24 protein-coding genes, 1 tRNA gene, 1 rRNA gene and 1 pseudogene are annotated in these 25,057 nt (G+C 28.9%); 17 read left to right on the forward strand and 10 right to left on the reverse strand.

All coding sequences use genetic code 11. The annotated features are described in order from the left end of the window. Positions 1 to 101 (forward strand): 5S ribosomal RNA (gene rrf, locus AALI31_RS00005); the annotation flags it as partial. Then, positions 102 to 177: transfer RNA gene (locus tag AALI31_RS00010), tRNA-Lys, on the forward strand. It abuts the rRNA gene before it with no gap. 29 nt (positions 178 to 206) lie between these two features. Here AALI31_RS00010 and AALI31_RS00015 read toward each other — a convergent pair. From AALI31_RS00015 to AALI31_RS00025, 3 genes are read right to left on the reverse strand one after another with little or no spacing between them, the layout of a single operon-like run. Continuing rightward, the gene (locus AALI31_RS00015) at positions 207 to 548 is read right to left on the reverse strand and encodes a hypothetical protein (RefSeq protein ID WP_489884475.1); all 342 of its coding nucleotides are present in this window, start codon (positions 546 to 548) and stop codon (positions 207 to 209) included. Positions 549 to 551: 3 nt separating this feature from the next. Beyond that, complete coding sequence (locus tag AALI31_RS00020) at positions 552 to 1,784, reverse strand: DUF1576 domain-containing protein (protein WP_489884476.1); 1,233 nt, start codon at positions 1,782 to 1,784, stop codon at positions 552 to 554. Positions 1,785 to 1,800: 16 nt separating this feature from the next. Then, positions 1,801 to 2,508: a 5'-methylthioadenosine/adenosylhomocysteine nucleosidase gene (locus AALI31_RS00025; protein ID WP_489884477.1), complete on the reverse strand. Its 708-nt coding sequence runs from the start codon at positions 2,506 to 2,508 to the stop codon at positions 1,801 to 1,803. A 125-nt stretch (positions 2,509 to 2,633) separates the two neighbouring features. Between AALI31_RS00025 and AALI31_RS00030 the strand changes: the two genes are divergently transcribed. The 5 genes from AALI31_RS00030 (at position 2,634) to AALI31_RS00050 (ending at position 6,942) form a co-directional block, all read left to right on the forward strand. After that, a complete protein-coding gene (locus tag AALI31_RS00030) occupies positions 2,634 to 3,392 on the forward strand; it encodes a tRNA threonylcarbamoyladenosine dehydratase (protein WP_489884478.1) in 759 nt (252 codons plus the stop codon). Positions 3,393 to 3,734: 342 nt separating this feature from the next. Next, on the forward strand, positions 3,735 to 4,718 hold the full coding sequence (locus AALI31_RS00035; protein ID WP_489884479.1) for a mannose/fructose/sorbose PTS transporter subunit IIA: 984 nt from the start codon (positions 3,735 to 3,737) through the stop codon (positions 4,716 to 4,718). 26 nt (positions 4,719 to 4,744) lie between these two features. Next, positions 4,745 to 5,554, forward strand: a complete 810-nt coding sequence (locus AALI31_RS00040; protein ID WP_489884480.1) for a PTS mannose/fructose/sorbose transporter subunit IIC — start codon at positions 4,745 to 4,747, stop codon at positions 5,552 to 5,554. 22 nt (positions 5,555 to 5,576) lie between these two features. Beyond that, the gene (locus AALI31_RS00045) at positions 5,577 to 6,494 is read left to right on the forward strand and encodes a PTS system mannose/fructose/sorbose family transporter subunit IID (RefSeq protein WP_489884481.1); all 918 of its coding nucleotides are present in this window, start codon (positions 5,577 to 5,579) and stop codon (positions 6,492 to 6,494) included. Positions 6,495 to 6,549: 55 nt separating this feature from the next. Further along, entirely contained in the window at positions 6,550 to 6,942 is a 393-nt protein-coding gene (locus AALI31_RS00050; protein ID WP_489884482.1) for a DUF956 family protein, read from the forward strand. A gap of 78 nt (positions 6,943 to 7,020) precedes the next feature. On the opposite strand, the gene AALI31_RS00055 is transcribed toward AALI31_RS00050, so the two are convergent. Continuing rightward, complete coding sequence (locus AALI31_RS00055; RefSeq protein ID WP_489884483.1) at positions 7,021 to 8,370, reverse strand: lipid II:glycine glycyltransferase FemX; 1,350 nt, start codon at positions 8,368 to 8,370, stop codon at positions 7,021 to 7,023. A gap of 115 nt (positions 8,371 to 8,485) precedes the next feature. Here AALI31_RS00055 and rsmI point away from each other — a divergent pair, with 115 nt between their 5' ends. Continuing rightward, positions 8,486 to 9,316: a 16S rRNA (cytidine(1402)-2'-O)-methyltransferase gene (gene rsmI, locus AALI31_RS00060; protein WP_489884484.1), complete on the forward strand. Its 831-nt coding sequence runs from the start codon at positions 8,486 to 8,488 to the stop codon at positions 9,314 to 9,316. A gap of 48 nt (positions 9,317 to 9,364) precedes the next feature. Here the strand turns inward: rsmI and AALI31_RS00065 are convergent, their stop codons facing one another. From AALI31_RS00065 to AALI31_RS00080, 4 genes and pseudogenes are all read right to left on the reverse strand, one after another. Beyond that, the gene (locus AALI31_RS00065) at positions 9,365 to 9,604 is read right to left on the reverse strand and encodes an AbrB/MazE/SpoVT family DNA-binding domain-containing protein (RefSeq protein ID WP_489884485.1); all 240 of its coding nucleotides are present in this window, start codon (positions 9,602 to 9,604) and stop codon (positions 9,365 to 9,367) included. 418 nt (positions 9,605 to 10,022) lie between these two features. Continuing rightward, positions 10,023 to 10,757 (reverse strand): annotated as a pseudogene (locus AALI31_RS00070) (M15 family metallopeptidase). Positions 10,758 to 10,857: 100 nt separating this feature from the next. Beyond that, on the reverse strand, positions 10,858 to 11,859 hold the full coding sequence (locus AALI31_RS00075; protein ID WP_489884486.1) for an LCP family protein: 1,002 nt from the start codon (positions 11,857 to 11,859) through the stop codon (positions 10,858 to 10,860). Between the two features lie 64 nt (positions 11,860 to 11,923). Beyond that, positions 11,924 to 12,976: an acyltransferase family protein gene (locus AALI31_RS00080; protein ID WP_489884487.1), complete on the reverse strand. Its 1,053-nt coding sequence runs from the start codon at positions 12,974 to 12,976 to the stop codon at positions 11,924 to 11,926. Positions 12,977 to 13,157: 181 nt separating this feature from the next. Here AALI31_RS00080 and AALI31_RS00085 point away from each other — a divergent pair, with 181 nt between their 5' ends. The 3 genes from AALI31_RS00085 to AALI31_RS00095 all read left to right on the forward strand — a co-directional run bounded on the left by AALI31_RS00085 (position 13,158) and on the right by AALI31_RS00095 (position 16,849). Beyond that, a complete protein-coding gene (locus AALI31_RS00085; RefSeq protein ID WP_489884488.1) occupies positions 13,158 to 14,273 on the forward strand; it encodes a glycosyltransferase in 1,116 nt (371 codons plus the stop codon). A 43-nt stretch (positions 14,274 to 14,316) separates the two neighbouring features. Then, positions 14,317 to 15,429: a glycosyltransferase family 4 protein gene (locus AALI31_RS00090; RefSeq protein ID WP_489884489.1), complete on the forward strand. Its 1,113-nt coding sequence runs from the start codon at positions 14,317 to 14,319 to the stop codon at positions 15,427 to 15,429. Between the two features lie 247 nt (positions 15,430 to 15,676). Beyond that, entirely contained in the window at positions 15,677 to 16,849 is a 1,173-nt protein-coding gene (locus tag AALI31_RS00095; protein ID WP_489884490.1) for a hypothetical protein, read from the forward strand. Positions 16,850 to 16,884: 35 nt separating this feature from the next. On the opposite strand, the gene AALI31_RS00100 is transcribed toward AALI31_RS00095, so the two are convergent. Then, on the reverse strand, positions 16,885 to 17,778 hold the full coding sequence (locus tag AALI31_RS00100; protein WP_489884491.1) for a DUF4214 domain-containing protein: 894 nt from the start codon (positions 17,776 to 17,778) through the stop codon (positions 16,885 to 16,887). Between the two features lie 53 nt (positions 17,779 to 17,831). Continuing rightward, positions 17,832 to 18,821, reverse strand: coding sequence for an LCP family protein (locus AALI31_RS00105; RefSeq protein ID WP_489884492.1), 990 nt, complete (start codon positions 18,819 to 18,821; stop codon positions 17,832 to 17,834). A 140-nt stretch (positions 18,822 to 18,961) separates the two neighbouring features. Between AALI31_RS00105 and AALI31_RS00110 the strand changes: the two genes are divergently transcribed. From AALI31_RS00110 to AALI31_RS00135, 6 genes are all read left to right on the forward strand, one after another. Continuing rightward, complete coding sequence (locus tag AALI31_RS00110; protein WP_489884493.1) at positions 18,962 to 19,873, forward strand: YihY/virulence factor BrkB family protein; 912 nt, start codon at positions 18,962 to 18,964, stop codon at positions 19,871 to 19,873. A gap of 50 nt (positions 19,874 to 19,923) precedes the next feature. Then, positions 19,924 to 20,997 carry a glycosyltransferase gene (locus AALI31_RS00115; protein WP_489884494.1) on the forward strand — a complete coding sequence of 358 codons (1,074 nt, stop codon included), beginning with the start codon at positions 19,924 to 19,926 and terminating at the stop codon, positions 20,995 to 20,997. A 12-nt stretch (positions 20,998 to 21,009) separates the two neighbouring features. Beyond that, the gene (locus AALI31_RS00120) at positions 21,010 to 22,317 is read left to right on the forward strand and encodes a lipopolysaccharide biosynthesis protein (RefSeq protein ID WP_489884495.1); all 1,308 of its coding nucleotides are present in this window, start codon (positions 21,010 to 21,012) and stop codon (positions 22,315 to 22,317) included. A gap of 70 nt (positions 22,318 to 22,387) precedes the next feature. Beyond that, positions 22,388 to 23,065: a sugar transferase gene (locus AALI31_RS00125; protein WP_489884496.1), complete on the forward strand. Its 678-nt coding sequence runs from the start codon at positions 22,388 to 22,390 to the stop codon at positions 23,063 to 23,065. A gap of 21 nt (positions 23,066 to 23,086) precedes the next feature. After that, positions 23,087 to 24,118 (forward strand): mannose-1-phosphate guanylyltransferase, encoded by a 1,032-nt coding sequence (locus AALI31_RS00130; RefSeq protein ID WP_489884497.1) that lies wholly within the window; start codon positions 23,087 to 23,089, stop codon positions 24,116 to 24,118. A gap of 71 nt (positions 24,119 to 24,189) precedes the next feature. After that, complete coding sequence (locus AALI31_RS00135) at positions 24,190 to 25,044, forward strand: glycosyltransferase family 2 protein (protein WP_489884498.1); 855 nt, start codon at positions 24,190 to 24,192, stop codon at positions 25,042 to 25,044. Positions 25,045 to 25,057 lie beyond the last annotated feature (13 nt).

Genomic DNA, 25,057 nt, shown 5'->3' on the forward strand with positions numbered 1-25,057 from the left:
TGTAGGTAACACTCCTATCCATACCGAACAGGCCAGTTAAGCTACACAGTGCCAATTGTACTGCAGGGTTTCCCCTTCGGAAGATTAGGTCATCGCCAGTTGGTTCGTTAGCTCAGGTGGTAGAGCACATGACTTTTAATCATGGTGTCCGGGGTTCGAGTCCCCGACGAATCACCATTTGTTTTGACTAGTGGAGCATGGTTGCTTCACTTTTTTCTTGTGACTTCTATCTTTAGTGTTTTTGAGCTAGAGTCGATCTTTACTTTGTCGCTCATTACACCAACTAAAGATATCTCTGTATCTGTTTCTGTTTCACCTGCTAGATTCCAATAGTATTCTTCCATTTCTGTACATCTAGGAATATTTAGGAGTCTCGTTATTGTTTCTAATGTTTCATGAGTTATTTCTATATTTGTAGCTGTTATGGATATTGTTGTTTCATTATTATTGTCTTTTATGTTTAAATTTATATCTTTTGCACCATATTTATAGACAAATAATATTAATTCTTCAGCTATTCTTGCATTTCTTTGTCTAACATGTTTCATTTTTCAATCTCCTCTTTTAATTCCATCTATTATTGGTATTAATATCATTGCAACTATACCAGCGATAAATCCATTGTTATACAGATTTATACCACCACCTATATTACCTATGTTGCTTATTAGTATCAGATGTATTGCTCCTGAAAAGACTCCTGTTGTAAAACCAAATTTACCTGCAATTGGTGCAATAGACGTAACACCAATGGTTGATAATATAATTGATGGTTTATTTATTGGTATATTTTTAACTAATGATGCTAGTATTACTCCTAACATTAAAGGTGTAATGTTGAATGGATGCTTTCCCAATGATCCAAACCCTACTACTCCTAGTATCATAGCAGAAACTACTCCATTTAAATCTCCACCGACTATCAATATATAAAGCAGGAGCAAGAACCCTAGTATTCCCATGTTTAAAAATGCTGAACTATCATACATAATATAGTAATCTGTTACTGTCCTACCAGCATGCTTTAAGATTTTATTAAAGTTTGATACTGAGTTTTTGTTTATTCCGAGAATTATTAAAAATGTAAATAGAGAACTTAATAGAATTATGAGTTCAGTTTTGTAATTTGTACTCCATAGGAAATTTGTATTGAACTCGATTCCAAAGTATTTAAATATTGATATTATAGTCAAGGCTATTAATCCGTTAGCAAATCCAATATTATATAGATTGTAACCTTGATGTATTTTTAATGTAAATTTTGCTAAAGGTGGAAGTATTATTCCTAATGAAATTGAGATACCCCATGAAATAATAAATGTAAAATGTATGTTGATACTAAAGGTACTTAATATTTCCAGAGGAAGTGGAGCGAATGCAGTTGAGAGTACAGCTATTAAGATATAATTAGCAAACGGTTCATTTTGAATCTTAGAATAAACATATACACCTATTATTGTTGGCCATATATTTATAAAATTTTTACCCATCATAGAAAATCCTAATATTAACCATAATGATGCTATCATTGAACCATTTGGATTTATATTATTTATCTTGTAAAGATATAAAATGAGCATTGAAGTTATAGAAGAATTTAAAAGTGTTGCACTTATTCCATTAGTGTACATGTAGTCGGTTACTAGTATACTTTTGTTTAAAATTATTCCAACCATTTCTTGAATTATGTTGTCTGATCTGATAGTAAGTATACCAAATAAACCAACGAATAAAAAAATACAAAAATGAATCAGGTATACTTGATTATATTTTTTGGGCAACAATAAATTATTTACCTCTCTAGTTTATATTTTTGATAGTCTCTTTAATTATTAGATATGAATTTTTTGAAGATTCCTTAAGGAATCTACTAAATTCTTCTCCCGCAATAGTTCCACCATTATCAGATATGGATCGTATTATTAAAAATTTTATGTTATTTAGATAACACGTATGGGCAATCGAAGCACTTTCCATTTCACATGCTAAGGCATCAAATGTATTTTTAAGTTTTTCACATTTCAAACTATTTGATATAAATTGGTCTCCAGTCACAATTCTCCCTGTGTGGAATTTAAAGTTATTATTTTTATTAGATATATTTAAACAAATTTTTTCAGCTAATCTTACAAGTCCTTCGTCACTTTTAAATTCACACGTTCCAATATTTGGTATCTCTCCTAATTTATAACCAAAATGAGTTACATCAACGTCGTGTTCTATTAAATCTCTAGCAATTATGACGTCTTTAAAGTTAACCGAAGGATCTATGCTACCTGCAACTCCACTATTTAAAATTATATCGCATTTAAATTCAGATATTAGAATTTGAGTACATATAGCTGCGTTTACCTTACCAATCCCACAAATTACGCTAACAATATTTTTTCCTTCAATATCTCCAATTAAAAATTCTAAACTTGATTTTGTTATACTTTTTTCCAATTTAAATTCTTTTGATACAAGTTCAAATTCCTCTTTCATTGCACAAATTAGACCTATTCTCATATAAGCTTCCCCCATTTGAATAAATTACAACTATAATTATAGTGAAAAATTAACAATGTATACAAGAGAAATATATTTGTGTTACAATTCTATAGGTTAGTTAAATTTGAAAAGGAATGATGTTTATGGTTCAACATGGGCTATCAAGAATGGAGTTAATTGTAGGCACAGAAGCTTTAAATAGTTTGAGAAACAAGAAAGTAGTTGTACTTGGGCTTGGGGGAGTTGGATCTTACACTGCTGAGGCTTTAGTAAGATCTGGTATCGGGAATATAGTTTTGGTTGATGATGATACAGTATGTTTAACTAATTTAAATAGACAACTTCATGCTCTCTATAAAACAATAGGTAAATTTAAAACTACTGTTATGAAGGAAAGAATAGAATCGATAAGCAAAAAGGTAAGGGTCACAGAAATAATAAAGACGGTTACAAAAGATAATGTCGAAGATTTTATAGATAAGGATGTTGATTATGTAATAGATGCTTTAGATACGATATCTGCAAAGATTTCTCTTGCAAGATATTGTTATTTTAATAATGTTAAGTTGATTAGTTGTATGGGAACAGGTAACAAATTAGATCCGACAGGTTTTAAGGTAGCTGATATATATAGTACGAAAAATTGCCCATTGTGTAAAGTTATGAGGTATGAGCTCAGGAGAATAGGAGTTAAAAATCTAAAAGTTGTTTTTTCTGAAGAGATTCCCCAAAAACCTAGATTGAGTGAGGTTGTTAGTTGTATTAATGGATGTGTTTGTAATTTTGATAATGGAAGGAGTTGTACAAATAAGAGACAAATACCTGGAAGTATATCTTTTGTTCCTCCAGTAGCAGGTTTTATATTGGCTGGGGAAGTTGTAAATTCATTTTTAAATCTTTGATACTTAAAATGAATTTATATTTATTACATATACAATTAATATTTGTATTTTTTATAAATTTTTTAGAAATAATACTAAGTGAGAGTTATTTTTTTATTTTCTCAGTATTAAATAAGGGTTATATTAAAAAATTTTATAGCTTTAGTATTTTTGGATTTTTTATATTTATCTCGAAACGTTCTTTAGAGTACCAATTTGATAAAAATATCTTGAAATTACTTTAGTTATCGTTTACACTAAAATCACGTTCAAGTTTAACTTTACTGTACTTTATGTTGTAAGGTATGGGATTTGGTTTTAGGTAACTTTACTTAATAATTTAGATTAGGAGGAAAATTTAAAATGGTGGGAATTATTCTTGCTAGTCATGGTGATTTTGCAAATGGTATTTTACAATCTGGATCCATGATATTTGGTAAACAGGATAATGTTAAGGCTGTTACTCTTAGCCCTGATGAGGGACCCGATGATATTAAGGCGAAGATGGAAAAAGCAATTGCTACTCTAGATCGAACAGATGAGGTTTTGTTTTTGGTAGATTTGTTTGGAGGTACTCCGTTTAATCAAGCTAGCCTTTTGGTTAATGAGAGAGGTCCTAAATGGTCAATTGTAGCAGGGCTCAATTTGCCAATGCTTATTGAAGCTTATGCCGCTAGGTTGTCCATGGAGACATCTAAGGAAATCGCAAAGGGTATCTTGAAATCCGCACGGGAAGGAGTTAAGCCATATCCTGAGGAGCTTGATGAGTTTGAAATATCATCAAATGTGACTAACAAAAATTCATCTTCCATTCCTAAAGGGACAGTTGTGGGCGATGGTAAGATTAAGTTTGTGCTTGCACGAATAGATACTCGCTTGTTGCATGGTCAGGTTGCTACAAATTGGACAAAGTACGTACAGCCGGATAGAATTATTGTGGTTTCTGATTCCGTATCAAAAGATGATCTGCGTAAGAAATTAATAGAACAGGCAGCTCCTCCAGGAGTTAAAGCTCATGTCATTCCCATAGAAAAGATGATTAAAATTTCTAAAGATCCACGGTTTGGTAATACAAAGGCAATGTTGTTATTCGAAACCCCACAAGATGCACTTCGTGCCATAGAAGGTGGAGTGGAGATTAAAACGTTGAATTTGGGTTCTATGGCACACTCAACTGGAAAAGCCTTTGTTACTAAAACCGTTTCTATGGATAAGGATGACGTGAAGACTGTTGAGAAATTAATAAGCCTGGGAATTGATTTTGATGTGCGTAAGGTGCCGAATGATTCAAAAGAGAATATCGATTCTATTTTGAAAAGAGCAAAATCTGAGTTGAGTAGTACTTAGATTTTAAATAAAGAGGAGGATTTATAATGTCAGTTCTAACAATGGTCTTGATTATAATAATTGCTTTTTTTGCTGGTATGGGTGGAATATTAGATCAGTTTCAATTTCACCAACCAATAGTTGCATGTACATTAATTGGTTTAGTAAGTGGTCACTTAACTGAAGGAATTATTTTAGGTGGATCCCTTCAAATGATAGCTCTTGGATGGGCGAATATTGGAGCTGCTGTTGCACCTGATGCCGCTTTAGCTGCTGTTGCTTCTTCGATAATCATGGTTCTTGGTTTATCTGGTGGTTCTACTTCTGTGCCTATAGCTACTGCTATAGCTGTGGCTATACCTTTATCAGTTGCAGGGTTATTTTTGACAATGATTTGTAGAACGATTGCTATACCTATTGTGCATTTTATGGATAAGGCAGCTGAGAGAGGAGATATACGTTCACTTGAGGCATGGCAAATTTCAGGTATATTATTGCAAGGTATACGTATTGCTATACCAGCTGCAGCACTTTGTATAATACCAGCATCAACAGTTACAGATGTTTTAAACCAAATGCCTGCTTGGTTATCTAACGGTATGGCTATAGGTGGGGGAATGGTAGCTGCTGTTGGATATGCTATGGTAATAAATATGATGTCAACTAAAGAAACTTGGCCTTTCTTTGCTATAGGATTTGTTTTGGCAGCGATAGGACAGCTAACTTTAATCGCTTTAGGTGCGATTGGTGTATCACTAGCACTTATATATTTAGGTTTAAAAGGAAATGGTGGCTCTGGTGGAGGTCGTATTTCAGGATCTGGAGATCCATTAGGTGATATTTTAAATGATTATTAAAATATTGTAGGAGGTAATATATATGGCAGGAAAAGTTAAATTAACGAAAAAAGATCGTATGTCAGTTGCTTGGCGTCACCAATTTCTTCAAGGATCTTGGAATTATGAGCGTATGCAAAATGGTGGGTGGTGTTACTCAATAATACCTGCTATTAAAAAGCTTTATACCAAAGAAGAAGATAGAATTAAGGCTTTAAAGAGGCATATGGAATTTTATAATACACATCCATATGTTTCATCACCGGTTATGGGAGTTACATTAGCATTGGAAGAACAAAGAGCAAATGGTTCTAGTGTAAATGATCAATCTATACAGGGTGTTAAAATTGGAATGATGGGACCTTTGGCAGGTGTTGGTGACCCTGTGTTTTGGTTTACATTAAGACCTATATTAGGAGCGTTAGGAGCTTCTTTGGCTCTTAGTGGTAACATAATTGGTCCTTTATTGTTTTTCTTTGCATGGAATATAATTCGTATGGCGTTTATGTGGTATACTCAAGAGTTTGGATATAAGGTTGGTACTTCTATTGCTAAAGATTTATCTGGTGGTGTTCTTGGTAAAATAACAGAAGGTGCATCTATTCTCGGTATGTTTATTATTGGATCTTTGGTACAGAGATGGGTTAGCATTAGCTTTACTCCTGTTGTTTCTCGAGTTACTCAATCTGAAGGAGCTTATATAAATTGGGATGCAATTCAGTCAGGGGCACAGGGTATAAAGTCCGCATTGGAACAGTATAGTGCCCTAGGAGCGAATGGTTTAAATATAGAAAAAGTTACGACTTTACAGCAAAACTTAGATCAACTTATTCCAGGACTTGCAGCTTTAATATTGACATTAGTATGTTGTTGGCTTTTAAAGAGGAAAGTTTCTCCTATATTAATTATTATTGCTTTATTCGTTGTTGGTATAGTAGCTCACCTTGGAGGAATAATGTAATATAGTACAGGATGATAGGGAAAGGGTAATGTTTTGTTTAAGAGGTGATTTTTAAATGGTTCAGTCTTTTAACACTAGTGTAGATTTAAAAATTAGAGGAATATCTTATCTTGGGCTTTCTAATTATGGAGAGATATTAATAGGAGATAAGGCTTTTGAATTTTACAGTGATAGAAATATTAAGGATTATGTTCAGATACCTTGGGCTGAAGTTGATCATTTAGTCGCCTCTGTTTTGTTTAAGGGAAAGTGGATTCCAAGATTTGCCATTGTAACGAAGAGAAGTGGAACATTTTCTTTCTCGTCTAGAAATAATAAAATGCTTTTGAGGTCTGTAAGTAAATATATAAGTTCCGATCGTATGGTTAGATCCATTAGTTTTTTTCAGGTACTAAGAAGAGGAATATATAGTATTTTTAAATTTAGAAGTAATAATAAGAAAGTGTGAAATTTAGTTTTGAAAAAATCCCTCTAAGAGAAATTTAACTTAGAGGGATTTAATTTTTATAGAATCAATATTTAAAAATTAAGATTTATTTAGAAATGAGTTTCGAATTTCTTTAAACTTGGGAAATATTTTTCTGAAAAGAGTATAAATATTTTTATTGTTTATTAATGTATACTCACCGATAAATTCAACAAAATCTCCATTGAACATTTTCTTGAATTTATATAGACCATATAATGGATTACTTTCATCTAAATCTCCTGAAACTCCTCTAAAATCATATACTTTATTAAAATTATCTATACTATCTTTTATCATTTCATATTGCATAAAAAAATTGGGCATAGTATCTCTTAAGATATTATGAGAAGCTCCGTACAAATACCAAGCCTTTTCTCCCCAATTTATATATATAGATCCAGATAAATAAATTTCTTTATTCTTATAATTAGATATTACTAATAGTTTTTTTTCTAGCATATCTAATTGAGATTCGTTTAAGGAGATTTCATTTTTAAGCGAATTTATCTTTTTGTTTATCTTTTCTATTTTATTGTCTTCTAAGCTAGTATCTTTTAGCAAATCTTCAAAGTTTATTAATTTAATTTTGGCATTATCTATATTGGACTTGCACTTATTTATTTTTCTATATATATTGTTTTTGTCTATCTCATAAGAGTATTTAACAAGATATAGCGTACAATATGGATTTAAAGTTTTGAGCATGTTGTAAAAATAATCACGTTTTCTGACTATAAATTTATCCCTCTTGCCTGTTATATCCATTAAATTTTGGAATATATCGAGTTTATCGTCTGTGAGATTGTCAAATGTGTATTTTTCTATAGTGAGTCCACGCTCTATACCTAACTTTATATTGTATCTTGCTTTGCTCGAGAAGTATTTTAATATGTTTAGTTTAATATTTTCATTTGATTCACTTTCTGAACTTTTTGGGAGATTTAAACGAAAAACAAAGTTTGGTTGTATATTTTCAAAATTTTTAGAACTATTTTCTACATATCCTATTGATTTTAACGTGGAACATATATTAATACTACTTTCTACAGTTTTAGTATTTTCACTTAAGTGTATATCAGGATCTATTGTTATAAAAGCTATTTTATTTTCTTTGGAAAACTGTTCTAAGAAATCTGTGAACTCTTTTATTATTAACTCGTTTGTATAATCACACACAAAGCCACGAGGAATATATCCCATTTTGTAATTAATGAAGGGAAGTTTTCGTATTAGAATAATGCACGAAAGCACTATATTATTTTGTTTATCATATCCAAGGATAGATTCATGCAACCATTCAGTTTTAAAAAGTGCCCAATAAGAACTTTGGAAAATATGACCTTTAGGCGAATTAAACGAAAATTCATCTAAATCTTTAACGCAAACTTTTTTAAATACGTAGTTCACTTAAGTACTCCTTCTCAATTATAGTCAATCAATAGTATATAGGAAAAAAAAACCATTTTCAATAATGGTGTGTTTATAATATAATTTTCGTAGTTTGAATTGGGGGATATTTCATATGGTTATACATGTTATTGCTACACCGATTGGAAATATTAAAGATATTACATATAGGGCTGTTGAGACTTTAAAGAAGAGTGATATTATACTTTGTGAAGATACTAGATGTGCTTTGAAGCTGTTTAATTATTATGGTATAAGAAAGAGAGTTATATCTTATCATAAATTCAACGAGTATAAGTTGATTGATAGAATTGTCGATGAGATAAAAAACGGAGTTAATTATGCTATTGTTAGTGATGCAGGAATGCCAGGCATATGCGATCCAGGAAAGGATTTAATAAATAGGTGCATTGAGGAGAATATAAAAGTTGATGTTTTGCCAGGAGCATGTGCACTTATAAATGGATTTGTTTTAAGTGGGTTTAACAATAATATTTTTACATTTATAGGATTTCTACCGATTGATAATGTAAAATTAAGACAAATTGTAAAAATTATGAAAAATATAAATTCAATATTCGTGATCTATGAATCTCCACATAGGATTTTAAACACTTTAGAATTTTTAAAAAAGGAATTTGGTGAAAATGTAAAGTTATACATAGGTAGGGAGCTAACTAAATTGTTTGAAGAAAATTTTAGGGGTACGTTGAAAGAGGCAATAGAGTATTTTAAAGATCGAAAAATTAGAGGAGAATTTGTAATATGTATGGAGAAAGAAATAGATTATATTGAACATTTAGATGATGAGTTTATATTAAATGAATTTCTGAATAATAGAGATAGATTTAATCTAACCACTAAGGAAAATATAAAAAAGATATGCAATGATAACAATTTGAAGAAAAACTATGTATATAATCTTATAATTAAGAAATTTAACTAAAGCTCAAGAAACCTCACGTTCATTATAAATTGAGGTTTCTTGTTGTATTTATGTATTAATTTCGCTTGAGCAAAGTTTACAAATATTTTTGCCTTTGAAGTTGTTTATATCCTTTGCACTACCACAAAATATACAAGCAGGTTCATATTTTTTAAGAATTATGTGATCGCTTTCAACATAAATCTCAAGAGCATCTTTCTCACCTATATTTAAATTGCGTCGCAATTCTATAGGTATAACAATTCTACCAAGTTCATCTACACGTCTAACAACACCAGTTGATTTCATGATAAACACAATCCTCCTCAAACTACATTAAAAAGTAGAAATTCTAAAGTTTATACAGACATAAATATACATATTTTTCAAATAATTGTCAAGAATTTACAATATAAAAAGGATATGTGAAAAACATATCCTAATGCATTAACATGTCGAATGTTTAGAGGTAATTTTAAAATTAACTCCCAAGAATCCCTTTGAATGAGATATTGTAGAATCATCGAGGAAATCCTCAAACTCATTGTTTACAAGGAAAGTTATATCATTTACTACGATAGATATATCGTCATCTTTTATTTGTTCATCCAGAACAATAGAAAATGCAGGGCCTCCTCATCCGAATCCAGCCATATTTAATCTTACATATTTCTTTAATTTTTTTTCCAGCTGTGATTTTAAAAGATCACACGTATCCTTAGAAACATTAATTTTCAATCATTTCACCTCCTTCCATTTTATTTTGTACGGTTTTAGCATATTCACTAAGGGGCATATTGATTATGGGATAATTCAGATAATTTACATCATCAAAGTGCCACCATTCTGTATATATTGGTTTAAATCCGTGTTTTATCATTATATTTTTTAATAGTTCAGCGTTATTGATTTGTGTATTTGATGATTTTTCATAATTTCTATGTGCTGTTTCTGAAAATTCATCGAATTTTGAGGGCATATCTATTTCACTTCCATCTAAATTAGTTAATGTTATGTCTATTGCACAAGCTCTATTATGATTAGATCCATTAACATAAGGGTTTGCAATATAGTTGTTATCTGGGAGTATTTCTCAAAGTATTTTTTGTACGTAAAATGGTCTATAGGCATCCCAAATTTTAATTTTGTATCCAAGAGATTTAAATTCTTCGTGAGCTCTTAATAATTTTTTGAAAGTTTCCTTATGCAAGACACCAATATCGGCATCATATAAAACTACTCCTGTAAAATTATTTTTTGAAGCATAACGTATATCAAGTATCATATCGTTTGGGAGAGAACTTATTAAAACTAGATCGTTTATATAAGTTTTCATGCATGGGAGGGAAGAATCATTTTCTGAGTAATTACTTATTTGGATCTGGTTTGAATACCATGAACTATACTTTTGAATTAAGTTTATTTCTCTTATTGGAAATGAAAATATAAAACACAATACCATTATAAATACATTAATAATTAAATTCAATATAATCACCTGTATGTATTTTGTATTAAAAAAATAAAAACTATGTAAATTTTAAAATTACATAGCTTTACTTTTACGGAAGGATATCTCCGTATATATAGTTGTACAATTTTTCTCTAGTTCCATTCTCATCAAAAGGCAAATACCAAATATCATTTATAATTTTTCCGTATTCATTGAAATCGCCGTCAAATGGTATTCTAATTTGTTCAATTTCATAATCCCCTAGAAGTAAGTTAGCTCCTATTGATAGGATTTTATTTAAAGATAGACTAGTTTCTATCGAATCAATGTATTTTTCGACTAACTGAGTCAATTTTATGGGAGATAGAGTTTTAGATTTATCAATCATAGAAATTATAACTTTTCTTTGCCTATCAGTCCTTTCGAAATCTCCATCTCCAACGGATCTTATGCGTGCATAAGATAATGCTTGTATTCCTGATAATGTTTGAAATCCAGAGTTTTTTATTGTATGGTCTTCGTGTACTCCTAAAAGTCTTTGATTTTCCTTTATATATTTGTTTAGATTGCCTATCTCTTCAGGTTTTATCTCTATCTCGATTCCTCCCAACTCATCTATTATTCTAGGTAAACTGAAGAAATCTAGAGAAATGTAATCTTCTATGTTTAAGTTAAATGTGGTATTTAAAGTTTTAACTGAAAGGGAAGGTCCCCCATAAAAATACGCATGATTTAGTTTGTCATTTCCAACGCTATCTATGTTTACGTATAAATCTCTCATTACAGATACAAGTTTAACCTTTTTGCGAGAGGAATCTATGGTTATAAGCATTATAGCATCAGACCTTGAGTCTTCATTCAAGGATCTCCTATCTAATCCAAATGCAGCAATAGTAATTATCTTTCCGTTCAGATCTTTTTCAGAATTTAAAACATCCTGATTTATTCCAAGATCATCTTTATTTAATTTATTTTCTGTAGAGGATATTTTAGATAGGAGTTTTAAACTTTTTCCAGTAACAAATCCACCGACAAGCAAGACAATAATAATAATTATGTAGAAAGATGTTTTTAGTACATTTTTAACTTTCTTAGTATCCTTATTAGGCATAGTACTTACCTCTAATAATATTTGATTGTTAAAGTATATCACATAAATTTTACAAATAAAATTTCTAACTTATTCCCAGTATAAATTTTTTGAATATATCGTATTTCCTAAAGATAAATTTTGACATAACGATTGGTGAAAATCCAGATATTAACGATATTGTTATTACTAACCCATAGTTTAGATTCAATATTTGATAAAATACAATCCTACAAAATATTTGTGGAAACCAAGATAGCAAATATATATCAAAGCTATATTCTGAAATTAAATTTAATAAATTTGGTATAAACTTTATAGATTTTAATTTATAAATTAACAATGATGCTATAAAACACACATACACGCCTAATAAAGATTTTAATAAATAGAAAATATTGAATAGTATAACTACAACTATATTTTTATAATCTTTTGGTAAATGTATGTTGAACAAGAAAATCAAAACTGGAATTATAATAAATAAAATATATTTACTAGGTTTTATATTAATATTTAAAATAGTATTTCTGTTTTTCATATAAAAACTATTTAAATACAGACCTATAAAAAAGAATATAGAGTAATTGATAGTAGAAGTTATAGCCATAAATCGTATATCTGGTTTTGGGATGATATGCAGAATTACAAAGGTTATTAGCACCAATAACTTATTTAAGTTGACGATTATCGGAGAAAAAATAAAAATTACAAATAGTACGTATATGAACCAGAAAAATATTATTGGATTATTCCATGGATACATAAAGATATCTTTTAAAATTTCAGATATAACTAAAGGTCTCTCTGAAAACTTGTTTAGAACAAGTTTTATTGGTATGGTCAAAAAACTAATTGTAATGTAGGGTATCATTAGTCTGCGAAATTTACTATATATAAATATTTTGTATTCCTTAATTGATTTTATACTCATTATTTTTTGTGCAAAAAAACCTGATATTATCATGAAAAGTGGCATATGAAATGAATAAATAATGGAATGGATGTACTTGTATGTAATATTATTTACTTTATCTATAGAAGGAAATGAATGACCTATTACTACTAAACATATACCAATTGCTCTAAGATAATTAAACTCTAATAGAGTACTCCTAAAAAATTTTTTTTGACTCATACTTTATATACTCCGTTATTTGTTTTTAAATATACGATCTATTATAGTATTTGTTTTAGTATAATTTATATATATTTTTTGTAAAGATAATAAAAAATAATGATAAATATACAAAATATATTGTTTTTTTTATATAATTAAACAATACCAAGGGTTAATGTAAGAAAGTAGGATTGAGTTTATGAATATTGCTTTAATACATGATTGGCTGCCTTTTATGGGAGGAGCAGAGAGAGTTGTTACCAATTTTTTAGAGATTTTTGAAGGTGCTCCAATATATACCAGTGTTTATGATAATAATAATTTAGATGGGATATTGAAAAATTCTAATATAAAGGCATCGTTTCTTCAAAGTATAAAAAGAGCAGTTAAAGATCATAGAAAATTTTTTCCGCTAATGCCCATAGCTTTCGAATCTTTTAATTTAAATGAATATGATGTAATTTTGAGTAGTAGTTCTTCATGTGCTAAGGGAGTTATAACAAGTCCTAGTACTTGTCATATTTGTTATTGTCATTCTCCTATGAGATATGGATGGGAATTTTATTATGATTATCTAGGAAGTATTGGAAAAATAAAGCAAAAAATCTTAAAATATATAATGAGCTACATGAGAATATGGGATAGAGTTTCATCAGATAGAGTAGATTATTTTATAGCTAATTCTAAAAATGTAGCGAGAAGAATTTGGAAACATTACAGAAGAGATAGTGTGATTATACATCCTCCTGTGAGAAGTAAGTTTTTTAAAATTAGTGATCATCAAGATGATTATTTTTTGGTTGTGTCTAGACTCCAAGAATATAAAAAAATTGATTTAGTAGTTGAAGCTTTTAATGAATTAAAGTTACCTTTGGTAATAATTGGTGATGGTCCCATGAGAGTAGATATAGAGAAAAGAATTAGATCTTCTGCTATAAAAATGCTTGGTAGACAAACAGATGAGGTTATAAGAGATTACTATAGCAGAGCTAGGGGATTTTTATTTCCAGGTGAAGAGGATTTCGGCATAACTCCTTTGGAAGCTCAGGCTAGTGGAGTTCCTGTCATAGCTTATTCAAAGGGAGGGGCACTTGAGACTGTTGTTGAAGATGTAACGGGTATTTTTTTTGATGAGCAAACAGTATCGTCTTTGTGTAATGCTATACATAGGTTTAATAAAATGAGTTTTAATAAAATTCATATACGCAATCATGCTAAGAATTTTGATGAAGAAATATTTAAGGATAAAATACGAAGGTTCGTTTATGAAAAGAGCGATGAGTTTAAACGTATTGAAAAATGGAAAATTTTATAGGTTCTAGGTAATGAGATGGTGTGTTTTGGGAGAGAAGAAAGATATGATTTTGTTTAATGCACTTCAAAAGTCTATTAGTGCTGGAATAGGGAGGTATAGTTTTGAGTTGTCGAGGCATTTATATTTTTTACTAAGTAGAGATATTAAGATAGTAATAAGGGATGAAGATTTAAAAGATTATAGTTTTGCAGATAGGAATTCTCTTGTTGTAATTAAAAATATAAAAAACTCTAGAGATAGAAATATTTTTGAACAAATATATTTACCGAAATTGATAAATAGAAATTTTAAGGATTTTGTTATCCATTATCCTGATAGTATGGCACCTGTTTTTTTGAATAGTAACAAAATAGTTATAACAGTTCATGATTTGGCTTTCAAGTCACTTTCCAATGCATTTGTAGGTAAAACTGTTTTGTGGAAAAATTTAATAACAAACCTTTCTGTTAAAAAATCTAGAAAAATAATTGCTATAACTAATTTTTCGAAGTCTGAGTTACGTAGACATTATAAAAATGTTAGTACGAGAATAGATGTTGTTTATAATGGTTTTAATAGGCTTAGCAATTCTGATATTAAATCTGAAAATTTATCAGGAGATATACTAAATATTTGTTCTAATAAATACATACTTACAGTTAGTACCATATCTCCCAGGAAGAATATAGATACTTTAATTAAGGCGTTTGATATAATTAAAAATAAGCATAAGAATGTGAATTTAGTTATTGTTGGTTCTAAAGGATGGTTATATAGTGATATTTATGACCTGGTAGGATCTCTTAATCTCGAAAATAGAGTTATTTTTACAGGTAAGGTTAGTGAGGATGAACTTAAATATCTATATAAAAATGCAAGTATTTTTGTATATCCGTCAATTTATGAAGGATTTGGTCTTCCTCCTCTCGAAGCTATGAGCTGTAAATTAAAAACTCTAGTTTCAGATGTAGAATGCCTAAGAGAGGTATTAGGGAATAAATGTGATTATTTTGAGCCAAAAGATTACATACAACTTTCGAATATGTTGGATAGATTTTTTAGTAGCAATGGCTATGAAACAAGTTATGATTATGAAGAGATTTTAAATAGATACTCTTGGGAAAAATGTGCTAAGGAAACATTTAAAACATATGAAAAAATTTTGAAAGGAGTATAGGTATTAAATGTATTTTACATTTATAGGAATAGTCGTTTTAATAGTTACTTTATACCTCGTATTTTTCACTAGAACTAGGACTCTTTTTTATTTTATGTTTATTACATCTGCATTTACTTCAACTAGTATAATAAATTTCCCCAAATCAAAAAATTCAGTACTCTGTTTTTATATAGTAGGTAGTTTTCTGATCTTGAAGGTTTTGTATGAGGTTATCATTAAGAGGTATACTTTTAAGAGGATAAAAGTGTCGAATGGGATTTTGTATTTTTTAATATATGCCACTATATCCCTCATTTTGCCTTTTAGTTATTCATCAGGAACTTTAGTATTTACTCCTGATTCGCCGTATGATTACATATCTTTTTCATTTCAAAATGTAACTCAATATTTATATCTAGTGTTTGCATTTATTATTTATTTGTGTAGTTATATGGTTATCGTAAATGAAATTAAAGTTGATATGAAGAAAATTATTGATATAACCACATCTGTTGTTTTAGTTTTGGGATTTGTACAGTTCTTTATTTCTCATGAATATTTTGACTTTTTATTTAGAACGAATTATTCACATTTAGTTCAATACTTAGAAACTGGACTTACTCGTATATCTTCTGTTACTAATGAGCCTTCTATGCTTTCTATGTTTTTAACTCCAATTTTTATTTATTATCTAATTAATATCATTAATGGATTCAAAGTTAAAAAGGTAATCTTATTTGATATGGCTATGATCATCTTAATACTGATTACTTTTTTACTCAATAGGTCATCTAGTTTTTATTTAGCAATTGTAATAGTATCAGTTATTCTTTTTATTGATTATTCAAGAAGTATATTTAATTCTAAGAATATTAATTTTGTAAAGTATGTATTCAAAAATAAAATTATTGTATTTGTAAAAAAACATAAAATAAAATCCATTATCATATCTATTGTTACTTTTGTAGTATTGGCTTTAATATTTAGAATTGTAGGATTTAGATTTGCGATATTGGTCTTGAAGCTCTTAGGACTTGATGATTCTGGAAGTACTAGAGTTGAGTTATTTTCACATCATATGGGGGTGTTTTTGAAAAATATATTAACAGGGGTAGGGTTCGGAACTTTGAGATCTAATGACCTTTTATCTATGTGGTCTGCTCAGGTTGGTCTTATAGGAATGGTTCCTCTTATTTATTATTTTGTATCCAGAGTAATGTATGTTTTTAAAAATAGGGATGTAGGAGAGAATAGACAGGTATTTTATCTATTAGTTACAACTGTTATAATACTTCTTACCTCTGTTCCAGAACCTTACTATATATACACATGGATATATATAGCCATGTGTGAGAGTATATATAGGAAAAATGAAATATCGAATAAGACTATAGATAAATTGACTCAGCGTGATTACGGAATTGAAGTCGCAAAGTGAGAAAGGAGATGAATCGAATGATTCATCTCCTTTTTTTAGAATTTTAAATTTAATTTTAAAGCACGTTCTTCAAGCTCACTTTCATTGCACATTAGTAATATTATTCTAGACTTAGCATGCTTTGTATCTGTATTTTTTTGATATTCTATGAGTGTTGTGAGCCAATAATCGTATCCTTGTTGATCTGGATCTCTATTTACAATTATGGAGTACATAGATGTCACAAAATCCTCATTTGAAAGGTTTTTTTCTATAAATTCCTTTTCATTTAGTATGTTAATTAGAAAGTTTCTGACGGAATATTCTTGGGAAATAAGCTTGTTATACCAATAATTAAAACCGTATTCATCAGGATCTCTAGAAAATGTTTTCTTATAGACATCTGAAATAAATTCTCGGATTTCATTATCACTTTTGAAATTAGTAGTTTCTATATAGCGTGTAGATGATGAGGTATTTATTATGTTTAGATTATTGTCTATCATCCTAAGTCTTATGTTTGGAGTACCGATAAAAATATTATTGTTGGAGTTTATAGTGTTAAAGGCAATTTTACATTCTTTTAAGAGTTTTAATTTCAACTGAATAATTTCTAAATCTCTATTTGAGCTTATCCCTAAATTGTTACCTATAAAAGTTGCGTAAAAATTTAAAGTTTTGGAGTTTTCGCTAATATCGCTAAACCTCGAACTAAATTCTATAGGTTCATTATCAAAAAAACTTCCGGGATTGATTGATAATATTTCCACCAAATCTGTATTGAATTTAAAATCTAAAGACAATGAAAATAAGTTTTCAATTTCAGATATTTTAAAATATAATTTGATAGTATCATTTACGTTTACAAAATCAGAATCTGTTTCTATATACATTTTTGGATGAATTAAAATAGCACTTGTAGTCTTCGAAGATAATGTTAACAAAAACATGAGTGTCAAGAATTTAAAACATATTTTCAAAATAATCCCTGCCTTTTAAAAAATTATTTGCAGTTTGATTTTTCAGAGCTACCGTAAGGATGTATATCTTCGAATATATATTCTTGTATTAAATTCTTGGTTTTATCCTTATTAAATGTTAGATACCAGATATTATCAATAAGTTCTCCTCTGCAGTGTTCATCAAGAGGGAACCTCATCTGTTCAATTGTATTTATTCTATTAAATACAATATTCTTTGCTATAGAAATTACTTTTGAAGTAGAAATATTCGTTTCTATTAACTCAGGAGCCATATTTATGAATTTTAAATATTCACTATATGGTATAGATTTTGCCTTTTCATAAAGTGCCGTAAATATTCTTTGTTGACGTTCGCTTCTTTCATAATCGTCTCTTCCTACTTTTCTTATTCTTGCGTAAGCGAGTGCTTGCATACCATTTAGTATTTGATATCCTTCGTCTGTTATATATGTAGGTGTCTTAGATTGTATATGACTTGTTTCTTGTATACACTTATTCAAGTATGGGATCTCCTTTTTCTTGATGTCAATAAAAATTCCTCCCATTATGTCTATTATTTTTTCAACATCATAAAAATTTACTGTTATATAGTCCTTTATATTAAGTCCGTATGTCTTGTTTAAAGTTTTCATAGCTAAATCTGGTCCGCCAAAAGCATATGCATGATTTAATTTGTCATTTCCAAACCCATCTATTGAAACTAAGGAATCTCTCATTATAGAATTTAATTTTATCTTTTTATTTTGCTCATCTATAGTTATTATTGTTATGGAATCTGATCTTTTTGGTTCATGTTCATACCTAAAGTCTAATCCAAATAATGCTATATTTGTAATTTTTTTTCCACTAAACTTGTTCAAAACATTTTCTTCTATACCTAAAATTTCATTTGATATTGTATAATTAGCAGTATCATTAAAAAAAGTATTCTCAATAAACGAACAAAAATATCCTATAAATCCTAAAAAAGTTATGCATATTATAAAGAACTTATATTTTAAATTATACATACTGCACCTCGTAGAAAATATATAAAGCTAGTATGTTCATAAAAATTAGAAATATAAATAAATATTATTAGAAAAATAATAACTCAAAATTAATTTTTATTTGGTATAATTGTTTGTTATTTATATACTATAATAAACTAATGGTTATTTTACAAAAGGTAGGTGAGTTATTGAGGAAAATAATCGGTAGAATAATATTTTTTATTTATATATTGATGAAAAAGATGGATGATGATGAATTAGTTGCTTTATCAGCTCAACTATCTTACAGCTTTGTCTTGGCTTTTTTTCCATTTTTCATATTTCTAATGACTGTAATAGGGTTTTTAAGGTTAGATAGTCAACAGGTTTTGATCTTTTTGGAAGCTTTACTTCCAAAGGAAGCTTATAGTTTGATTCAAAATATTGTAAAATTTGTTATTAATTCACGTGAAGGATCTTTGCTATCATTCAGTTTATTTTTAAGTATATGGTCTAGTTCTGCTGGATTTAGGGGAGTTATGAGGGGGCTTAATAAAGCCTACAATGTTATAGATACAAGGAATTATATTGTAAGGGTTGTATTGTCAATTATTTATACTATAGGGCTTGTATTTTTAATAATTTTAATGCTTATACTCGTGGTTTTTGGAGGAGTTATTGGAGATTTTTTTGTTAGATTTTTCGTAGATTACATAGATGTAAATATAGTTTTAAATTCATGGTACATAATAAGATATACTTTTATGATTACGTTGATGGTCATTGTCTTTGCTATAATTTATTATTACGTTCCAGTAGTTAAAAATAAAAAGTTGATAGGAGTCTTACCTGGATCAATATTTGCTACTATAAGTTGGGTTGGAATATCTATGGGATTTACCTTTTATGTAAATAATTTATCTAATTATTCAGCTCTTTATGGAAGTATAGGTGCTGTAATAGTCCTTATGATATGGCTTTTTCTAACCTCTATGATAATACTCTTAGGTGGGGAGATTAACGCTATTTTATCTAGGAAAAATTTAGAGATAATAAAAATGAATAACAACAGAGGAAGTATCTTAAATTAATTTTGTTTGAGGTGGGAATTCTGAAAAGAGTTTTAATTTGTATTTATAATTTGCAAGGAGGGGGAGCTGAAAAGGTATTAATAAATTTTCTGAATTTGATCGATAGGGACAAGTTTAAAGTAACTTTACTAGTTTTAAAAAAAGAAGGAATATATATATCTAAAGTGCCTTCTCATATAGAGGTAAAGTATGTATTTAAGACTTTGTTTGGTAAGAAAATCTCAAACAAGGTCTTAAAGATTTTTAAGGGGGAGCTTTTACATAGAATTTTTGTAAAAGGTAGATATGATGTTGAAATTTCTTTTTTGGAGGGATATCCTACAAAATTAATAAGTGGTTCTAGATTTAATAGTAAGAAAATTGCTTGGGTACATGCAGATTTTTCCACTTATCATTGGACTAATAAATTTTTAAAATTAGAAGAGGAGAAAAAATACTATAAGAAATTTCATGATATAGTTTGTGTATCTAAAGAGTGTTCAAAATCTTTTAAAGATATTTTTGGATTTGAAGAAAAGTTAAATATAATTCCAAATGTGTTGGATAAGAATTTAGAAAGTTACAACAAATTTAATTTTAAAAATGTATTTAATGAATACCAAACAACAAAAATATTATTCGTGGGAAGATTAGAGAGGGAAAAGGGAGTCGAGCGACTTTTATGTGTTTTTAAAGATGTACTAAATAGAGGATATAAAAATGTGACACTGTTTTTCCTTGGAAGTGGATCTTTAGAGTGTAAACTTAAGAAGTTTGTTTATGAAAATAACATTTGTGACAACGTAGAGTTTATACCATTTAAAGAAAATATTTATGATTATATTCTTTCTAGTGATTATGTAATTGTGCCATCTTACTCGGAGTCTTTTTGTTTGGTTCTTGCGGAGGCTATTTGTTTAAATAAGATGTGTATAGCAACTGATACTGCTGGTGCGAGGGAAATTTTGGATAATGGGGAATACGGTTTATTAGTTGAAAATTCTAATGAGGGTATAAAAAATGGTATAATAAATGTGCTTGAGGATGAATCTATAAAGAGGGCTTATGAATCTAAAATTCCGAATTGGAGTTTTAATTTTGGGAATAAGTGTATATTGACAAAAATATATGAGTTGTTGGATTGAAAAAGAGGAAATATGATGAAGGTTAAAGATTTAGTGAAGGATAGATTTTTATCGAGTGATATTGTTAGAAATTTTTTAGTAGTTTTTTTAGGAGATGGATTTTCCTCCATTTTGACCCTTTTAAACCTAAGTATAATGATAAGAGTTTTAGGATTAAATGGAAGTTCAATTGTAAATCTGGTTATATCTTATACTTTAGTATTTGATACAGTGTTCAATTTTCAATCTTTTAATGCAATTATAAAATTCGTTCCTAAAGCAATAATTGACGGTAAAGTAGATATAATTAAATCTTATTTTAAACAAGGGTTTATGTTAGATATTGTTACTGCTATAGTATCGTTTTCATGTGCAAACTTGTTGTTAGAATTTCTGTGTTATATTTTTAATTGGGATGAAATAATAATAAATTTAATTAAAGTATATTCATTTTCCATACTTTTCAACACTACAGGAACAAGTATAGGTATAATAAGGATATACAATAAATTTAAATATTCCTCATATATAAACGTATTTATTAATTTTTTGAAATTTATTTTTTATATAATGTCGGTTGTTATAGGAGCTAGTATGTGGTATTTCATAGTTGTGGAACTCATATTAACTATGTTAAATACTGTTATATTACTAATTGTTACGCATTACATAATGATTGAAAATGGCATTAAAGGACTGTTAAAAAGTAGAATTGCTTGGAATAAGGATTTTCTTAAGTTTAATTTCTATTCTAATTTCATGACTACTTTGGATGTTCCTATGAGTCACTTGACTCCATTTTTAATAAATAGTTTTATTGGAACTGAGTTTATAAGTATATATAAGGTAATAGAAAAAATCGGTGGAGTTGTTGCAAAAGTTGCATCACCTTTAGTTAACATAATATACCCAGAAATAAGTACCAAGGTTTCTCAAGGTGATGAAATTTTAGCAATTAACTTAGTAAAAAGGTTGTTTCTTATAATAGTTTCATTTGGTATTCTAGTTATTGGAATTTTGGGTGTTACTGGTAAAATGTGGGTGAGCATTTTAGTGCCGGAAGGGGATAAATATTTATTTGATATTCTGTTTTATATAGTTTTTGTAGTGGTAAAATTTTCATTTGTGGGTATTTATCCTTTATTTATATCTCTGGGATATATAAAGTATAACATATATATAGTCGTTGTTGCGAATTTAATTTATCTCGGGGTTATACCATTTCTGTCATCTAAATTAAACATAAATGGGGTTATTATATCGCAATGTATACAGGTATTTGTAGTTGTTTCTGCTCAGATTTTCTTTATGAGAAAGAGACTTTTACATTCAGTTGGGTAGTGTTGTGATAGACTATAAAAATTTTATGTGCTAAAATTACAGTATGTAGTGTATTAAATGGAGGATTGCGTTGGATAACATATATTTATTAAATGATAATATGGATACTTATTTTATACAACGTTCTAGAAGATATAAAAAATCATTTACTTATGAATTTATCAAAAGGTTTACAGATATTTCAGTATCACTGTTAGCTTTAATATTTTTGTTTCCATTGATGTTAGTTATAGTTGTTTTAATAAAGCTTGATTCAAGAGGACCGGTGCTATTTTCCCAAAATAGAGTAGGTAGAAATGGTAAGATATTTAAAATGTATAAATTTAGGTCAATGGTTGCCAATGCTGAAGATTTATTGAGGGAGCTAAGAAGTAAAAATGAGATGTCTGGTCCTATGTTTAAGATAAAGTATGACCCCAGAGTTACTAGGGTTGGAAGATTCATAAGGAAGACTAGTTTGGATGAACTTCCACAACTTATAAATGTTCTAAAGGGAGATATGTCTCTAGTTGGGCCTAGACCTAATTTACCTGATGAGGTTAGGAAATTTGATAAATGGATGCTCGATAAGTTAGTTATTAGACCTGGTCTTACTTGTTTTTGGCAAGTTATGGGCAGAAATTCTATTGAATTTGTTCAATGGATGAATTTAGATGTCAAGTATGTTGAAAAAAGGACTTTTAAACTTGATATGGTTCTCATATTGAAAACTGTTAGGTTACTTTTTGGCGATGATTCTGCAAGTTAGTTTGGAGAGGGTGTAGATTGTATGCTGTGTGCACTTATAATGGCTGGTGGTAGAGGTACTAGGTTTTGGCCTTTGTCTACAGAGGAAAAACCTAAGCAATTTTTAAGTCTTTTGGGAAATGAGACTATGCTTCAAATGACGTATAACAGAATAAATAAGCTTGTACCTAGGGAGAGAATATTTATATCTACTGGAGTTAAATATAGGGATTTGGTTTTAGATCAATTGGATGATATATCACATGAAAATATAATAGTTGAACCAGAATCTAGAAATACTTCTGCATGTATTTGTTTGTCGAGTATGTTTATCAAGAAGCAAGTAGGAGATTGTGATATTGTCGTTTTACCGTCCGATCATTTGATAAAAGATGATAATGAATTTATAATAACTGTAAATGAGGCAGTAAGTTTTTTAAAGGAAAATAAAAATGGAATTATTACCTTTGGTATTAGACCTAGTAGACCTGAGATAGGGTATGGGTATATAAGATCAGATTTGAATTCTATGAGTAGAGTTAAAAGGGTGGATTGTTTTGTAGAAAAGCCTAATTATAATACTGCCATTGAGTATGTTAGAAATGGAAATTATTATTGGAACAGTGGAATTTTTGTTTGGAACGTTGATGTTATACTTAGTTTAATAAAAGAATTCTTGATAGATACATATAATGCGTTAAGTCCTATACTTGATATTTCTTCCGATAGATGTTTCGAGTTTGTAAATAAAAATTATAGTCTAACCGATAGTATATCTATTGATTATGGTGTCATGGAAAAGTATAATAACATTTTTGTTGTTGAGGCAAGGTTCGGTTGGGATGATGTGGGAAGCTGGTCTAGTGTAGATAGGTATGGTGAAAAAGATAACAATGGTAATGTTTTGAACTCTGGTGGTATTTTAATGAAATCGAATAACAATATAGTTTTGACCAAGAAGAAGATTTTGTTAAATAATGTTGATGATTTAATAGTTGTTGAAACTGATGATTGTATTCTTGTTTCATCTAAAGAGCATGCACAAGATATAAAGCTTGCTAGAAACTATATGTAGTCTAAAAGAGTTAATTGTTTTAATTAACTCTTTTAGTTTATCTTTATAATGATTTATTTGGAGTTGATCTTATGAAATTTTCACTTATAATGGCTACTTTAGGTAGGAGCGAAGAGATAAAAATATTTTTAAATTCTCTAGATCTTCAGAATTACAGAGATGTTGAACTTATCATAGTGGATCAAAATGATAAGGATATTTTAAAGGAAATTATACATGAGTATGAGGGGAAATTTTGTATAAAGCATATTAGGATAAAAGAGAAGGGATTGTCATTAGCCAGAAATATTGGTATTAAGTATGCGACTGGTGAAATTATCGCTTTTCCTGATGATGATTGTGCGTACAGTAAAGGTATACTTAAATTTATTTCCGAGTTTTTTGTAAAAAATGAGGATATAGATTTTGTAACTTTCAAATTGAAGGATGGTGAAAGTGGAGAGGATTCTAATTTAAGGTGGTACGATAAAAATGTAGATATAACATATAGTAACGTTTTCAGAACAGTAATAAGTCCATCTATATTCATAAAGTATAAAAAATTAAAAGACATATATTTTGATGAGAATTTAGGAGTTGGAAGGAAGTTTGGTTCAGGTGAGGAGAGCGATATGGTTCTTGAACTCTTACATAGATCTTATAAAGGAAAATATTTGACAGAGTTTGTAATATATCATCCAAATAAGGAAGACTCAATTGAAAAAATATATACATATGGTTTAGGATATGGTGCTACAATAAAGAAACATGTTAGACTTAGAAATGGAAGATACTTTATACTAAATTATCTATTAAAAGATTCCATTTTAAAACCAATGGTTGGAATAATTGTAAATGCAGTTAAATTTGATTATCATGGAGTTAAATTTTATACTAAGAGGATGGTATCTAGGATTAGAGGATATTTAGAATATAATATTACATGAAAACTTTAAAAAT

Source organism: Anisomitus miae (SeqCode) (genome assembly GCF_054906395.1).

What these genes read in the sequence shown, in the direction of transcription:
- AALI31_RS00110 (WP_489884493.1), top strand. Translation starts at nt 18,962, where the DNA reads ATGGTTATTTTACAAAAGGTAGGTGAGTTATTGAGGAAAATAATCGGT.
- AALI31_RS00090 (WP_489884489.1), top strand. Translation starts at nt 14,317, where the DNA reads ATGATTTTGTTTAATGCACTTCAAAAGTCTATTAGTGCTGGAATAGGG.
- AALI31_RS00100 (WP_489884491.1), bottom strand. Translation starts at nt 17,778, where the DNA reads ATGTTTTTGTTAACATTATCTTCGAAGACTACAAGTGCTATTTTAATT.
- AALI31_RS00085 (WP_489884488.1), top strand. Translation starts at nt 13,158, where the DNA reads ATGAATATTGCTTTAATACATGATTGGCTGCCTTTTATGGGAGGAGCA.
- AALI31_RS00025 (WP_489884477.1), bottom strand. Translation starts at nt 2,508, where the DNA reads ATGAGAATAGGTCTAATTTGTGCAATGAAAGAGGAATTTGAACTTGTA.
- rsmI (WP_489884484.1), top strand. Translation starts at nt 8,486, where the DNA reads ATGGTTATACATGTTATTGCTACACCGATTGGAAATATTAAAGATATT.
- AALI31_RS00080 (WP_489884487.1), bottom strand. Translation starts at nt 12,976, where the DNA reads ATGAGTCAAAAAAAATTTTTTAGGAGTACTCTATTAGAGTTTAATTAT.
- AALI31_RS00035 (WP_489884479.1), top strand. Translation starts at nt 3,735, where the DNA reads ATGGTGGGAATTATTCTTGCTAGTCATGGTGATTTTGCAAATGGTATT.
- AALI31_RS00075 (WP_489884486.1), bottom strand. Translation starts at nt 11,859, where the DNA reads ATGCCTAATAAGGATACTAAGAAAGTTAAAAATGTACTAAAAACATCT.
- AALI31_RS00015 (WP_489884475.1), bottom strand. Translation starts at nt 548, where the DNA reads ATGAAACATGTTAGACAAAGAAATGCAAGAATAGCTGAAGAATTAATA.
- AALI31_RS00135 (WP_489884498.1), top strand. Translation starts at nt 24,190, where the DNA reads ATGAAATTTTCACTTATAATGGCTACTTTAGGTAGGAGCGAAGAGATA.
- AALI31_RS00030 (WP_489884478.1), top strand. Translation starts at nt 2,634, where the DNA reads ATGGTTCAACATGGGCTATCAAGAATGGAGTTAATTGTAGGCACAGAA.
- AALI31_RS00045 (WP_489884481.1), top strand. Translation starts at nt 5,577, where the DNA reads ATGGCAGGAAAAGTTAAATTAACGAAAAAAGATCGTATGTCAGTTGCT.
- AALI31_RS00130 (WP_489884497.1), top strand. Translation starts at nt 23,087, where the DNA reads ATGCTGTGTGCACTTATAATGGCTGGTGGTAGAGGTACTAGGTTTTGG.
- AALI31_RS00105 (WP_489884492.1), bottom strand. Translation starts at nt 18,821, where the DNA reads ATGTATAATTTAAAATATAAGTTCTTTATAATATGCATAACTTTTTTA.
- AALI31_RS00050 (WP_489884482.1), top strand. Translation starts at nt 6,550, where the DNA reads ATGGTTCAGTCTTTTAACACTAGTGTAGATTTAAAAATTAGAGGAATA.
- AALI31_RS00120 (WP_489884495.1), top strand. Translation starts at nt 21,010, where the DNA reads ATGATGAAGGTTAAAGATTTAGTGAAGGATAGATTTTTATCGAGTGAT.
- AALI31_RS00040 (WP_489884480.1), top strand. Translation starts at nt 4,745, where the DNA reads ATGTCAGTTCTAACAATGGTCTTGATTATAATAATTGCTTTTTTTGCT.
- AALI31_RS00065 (WP_489884485.1), bottom strand. Translation starts at nt 9,604, where the DNA reads ATGAAATCAACTGGTGTTGTTAGACGTGTAGATGAACTTGGTAGAATT.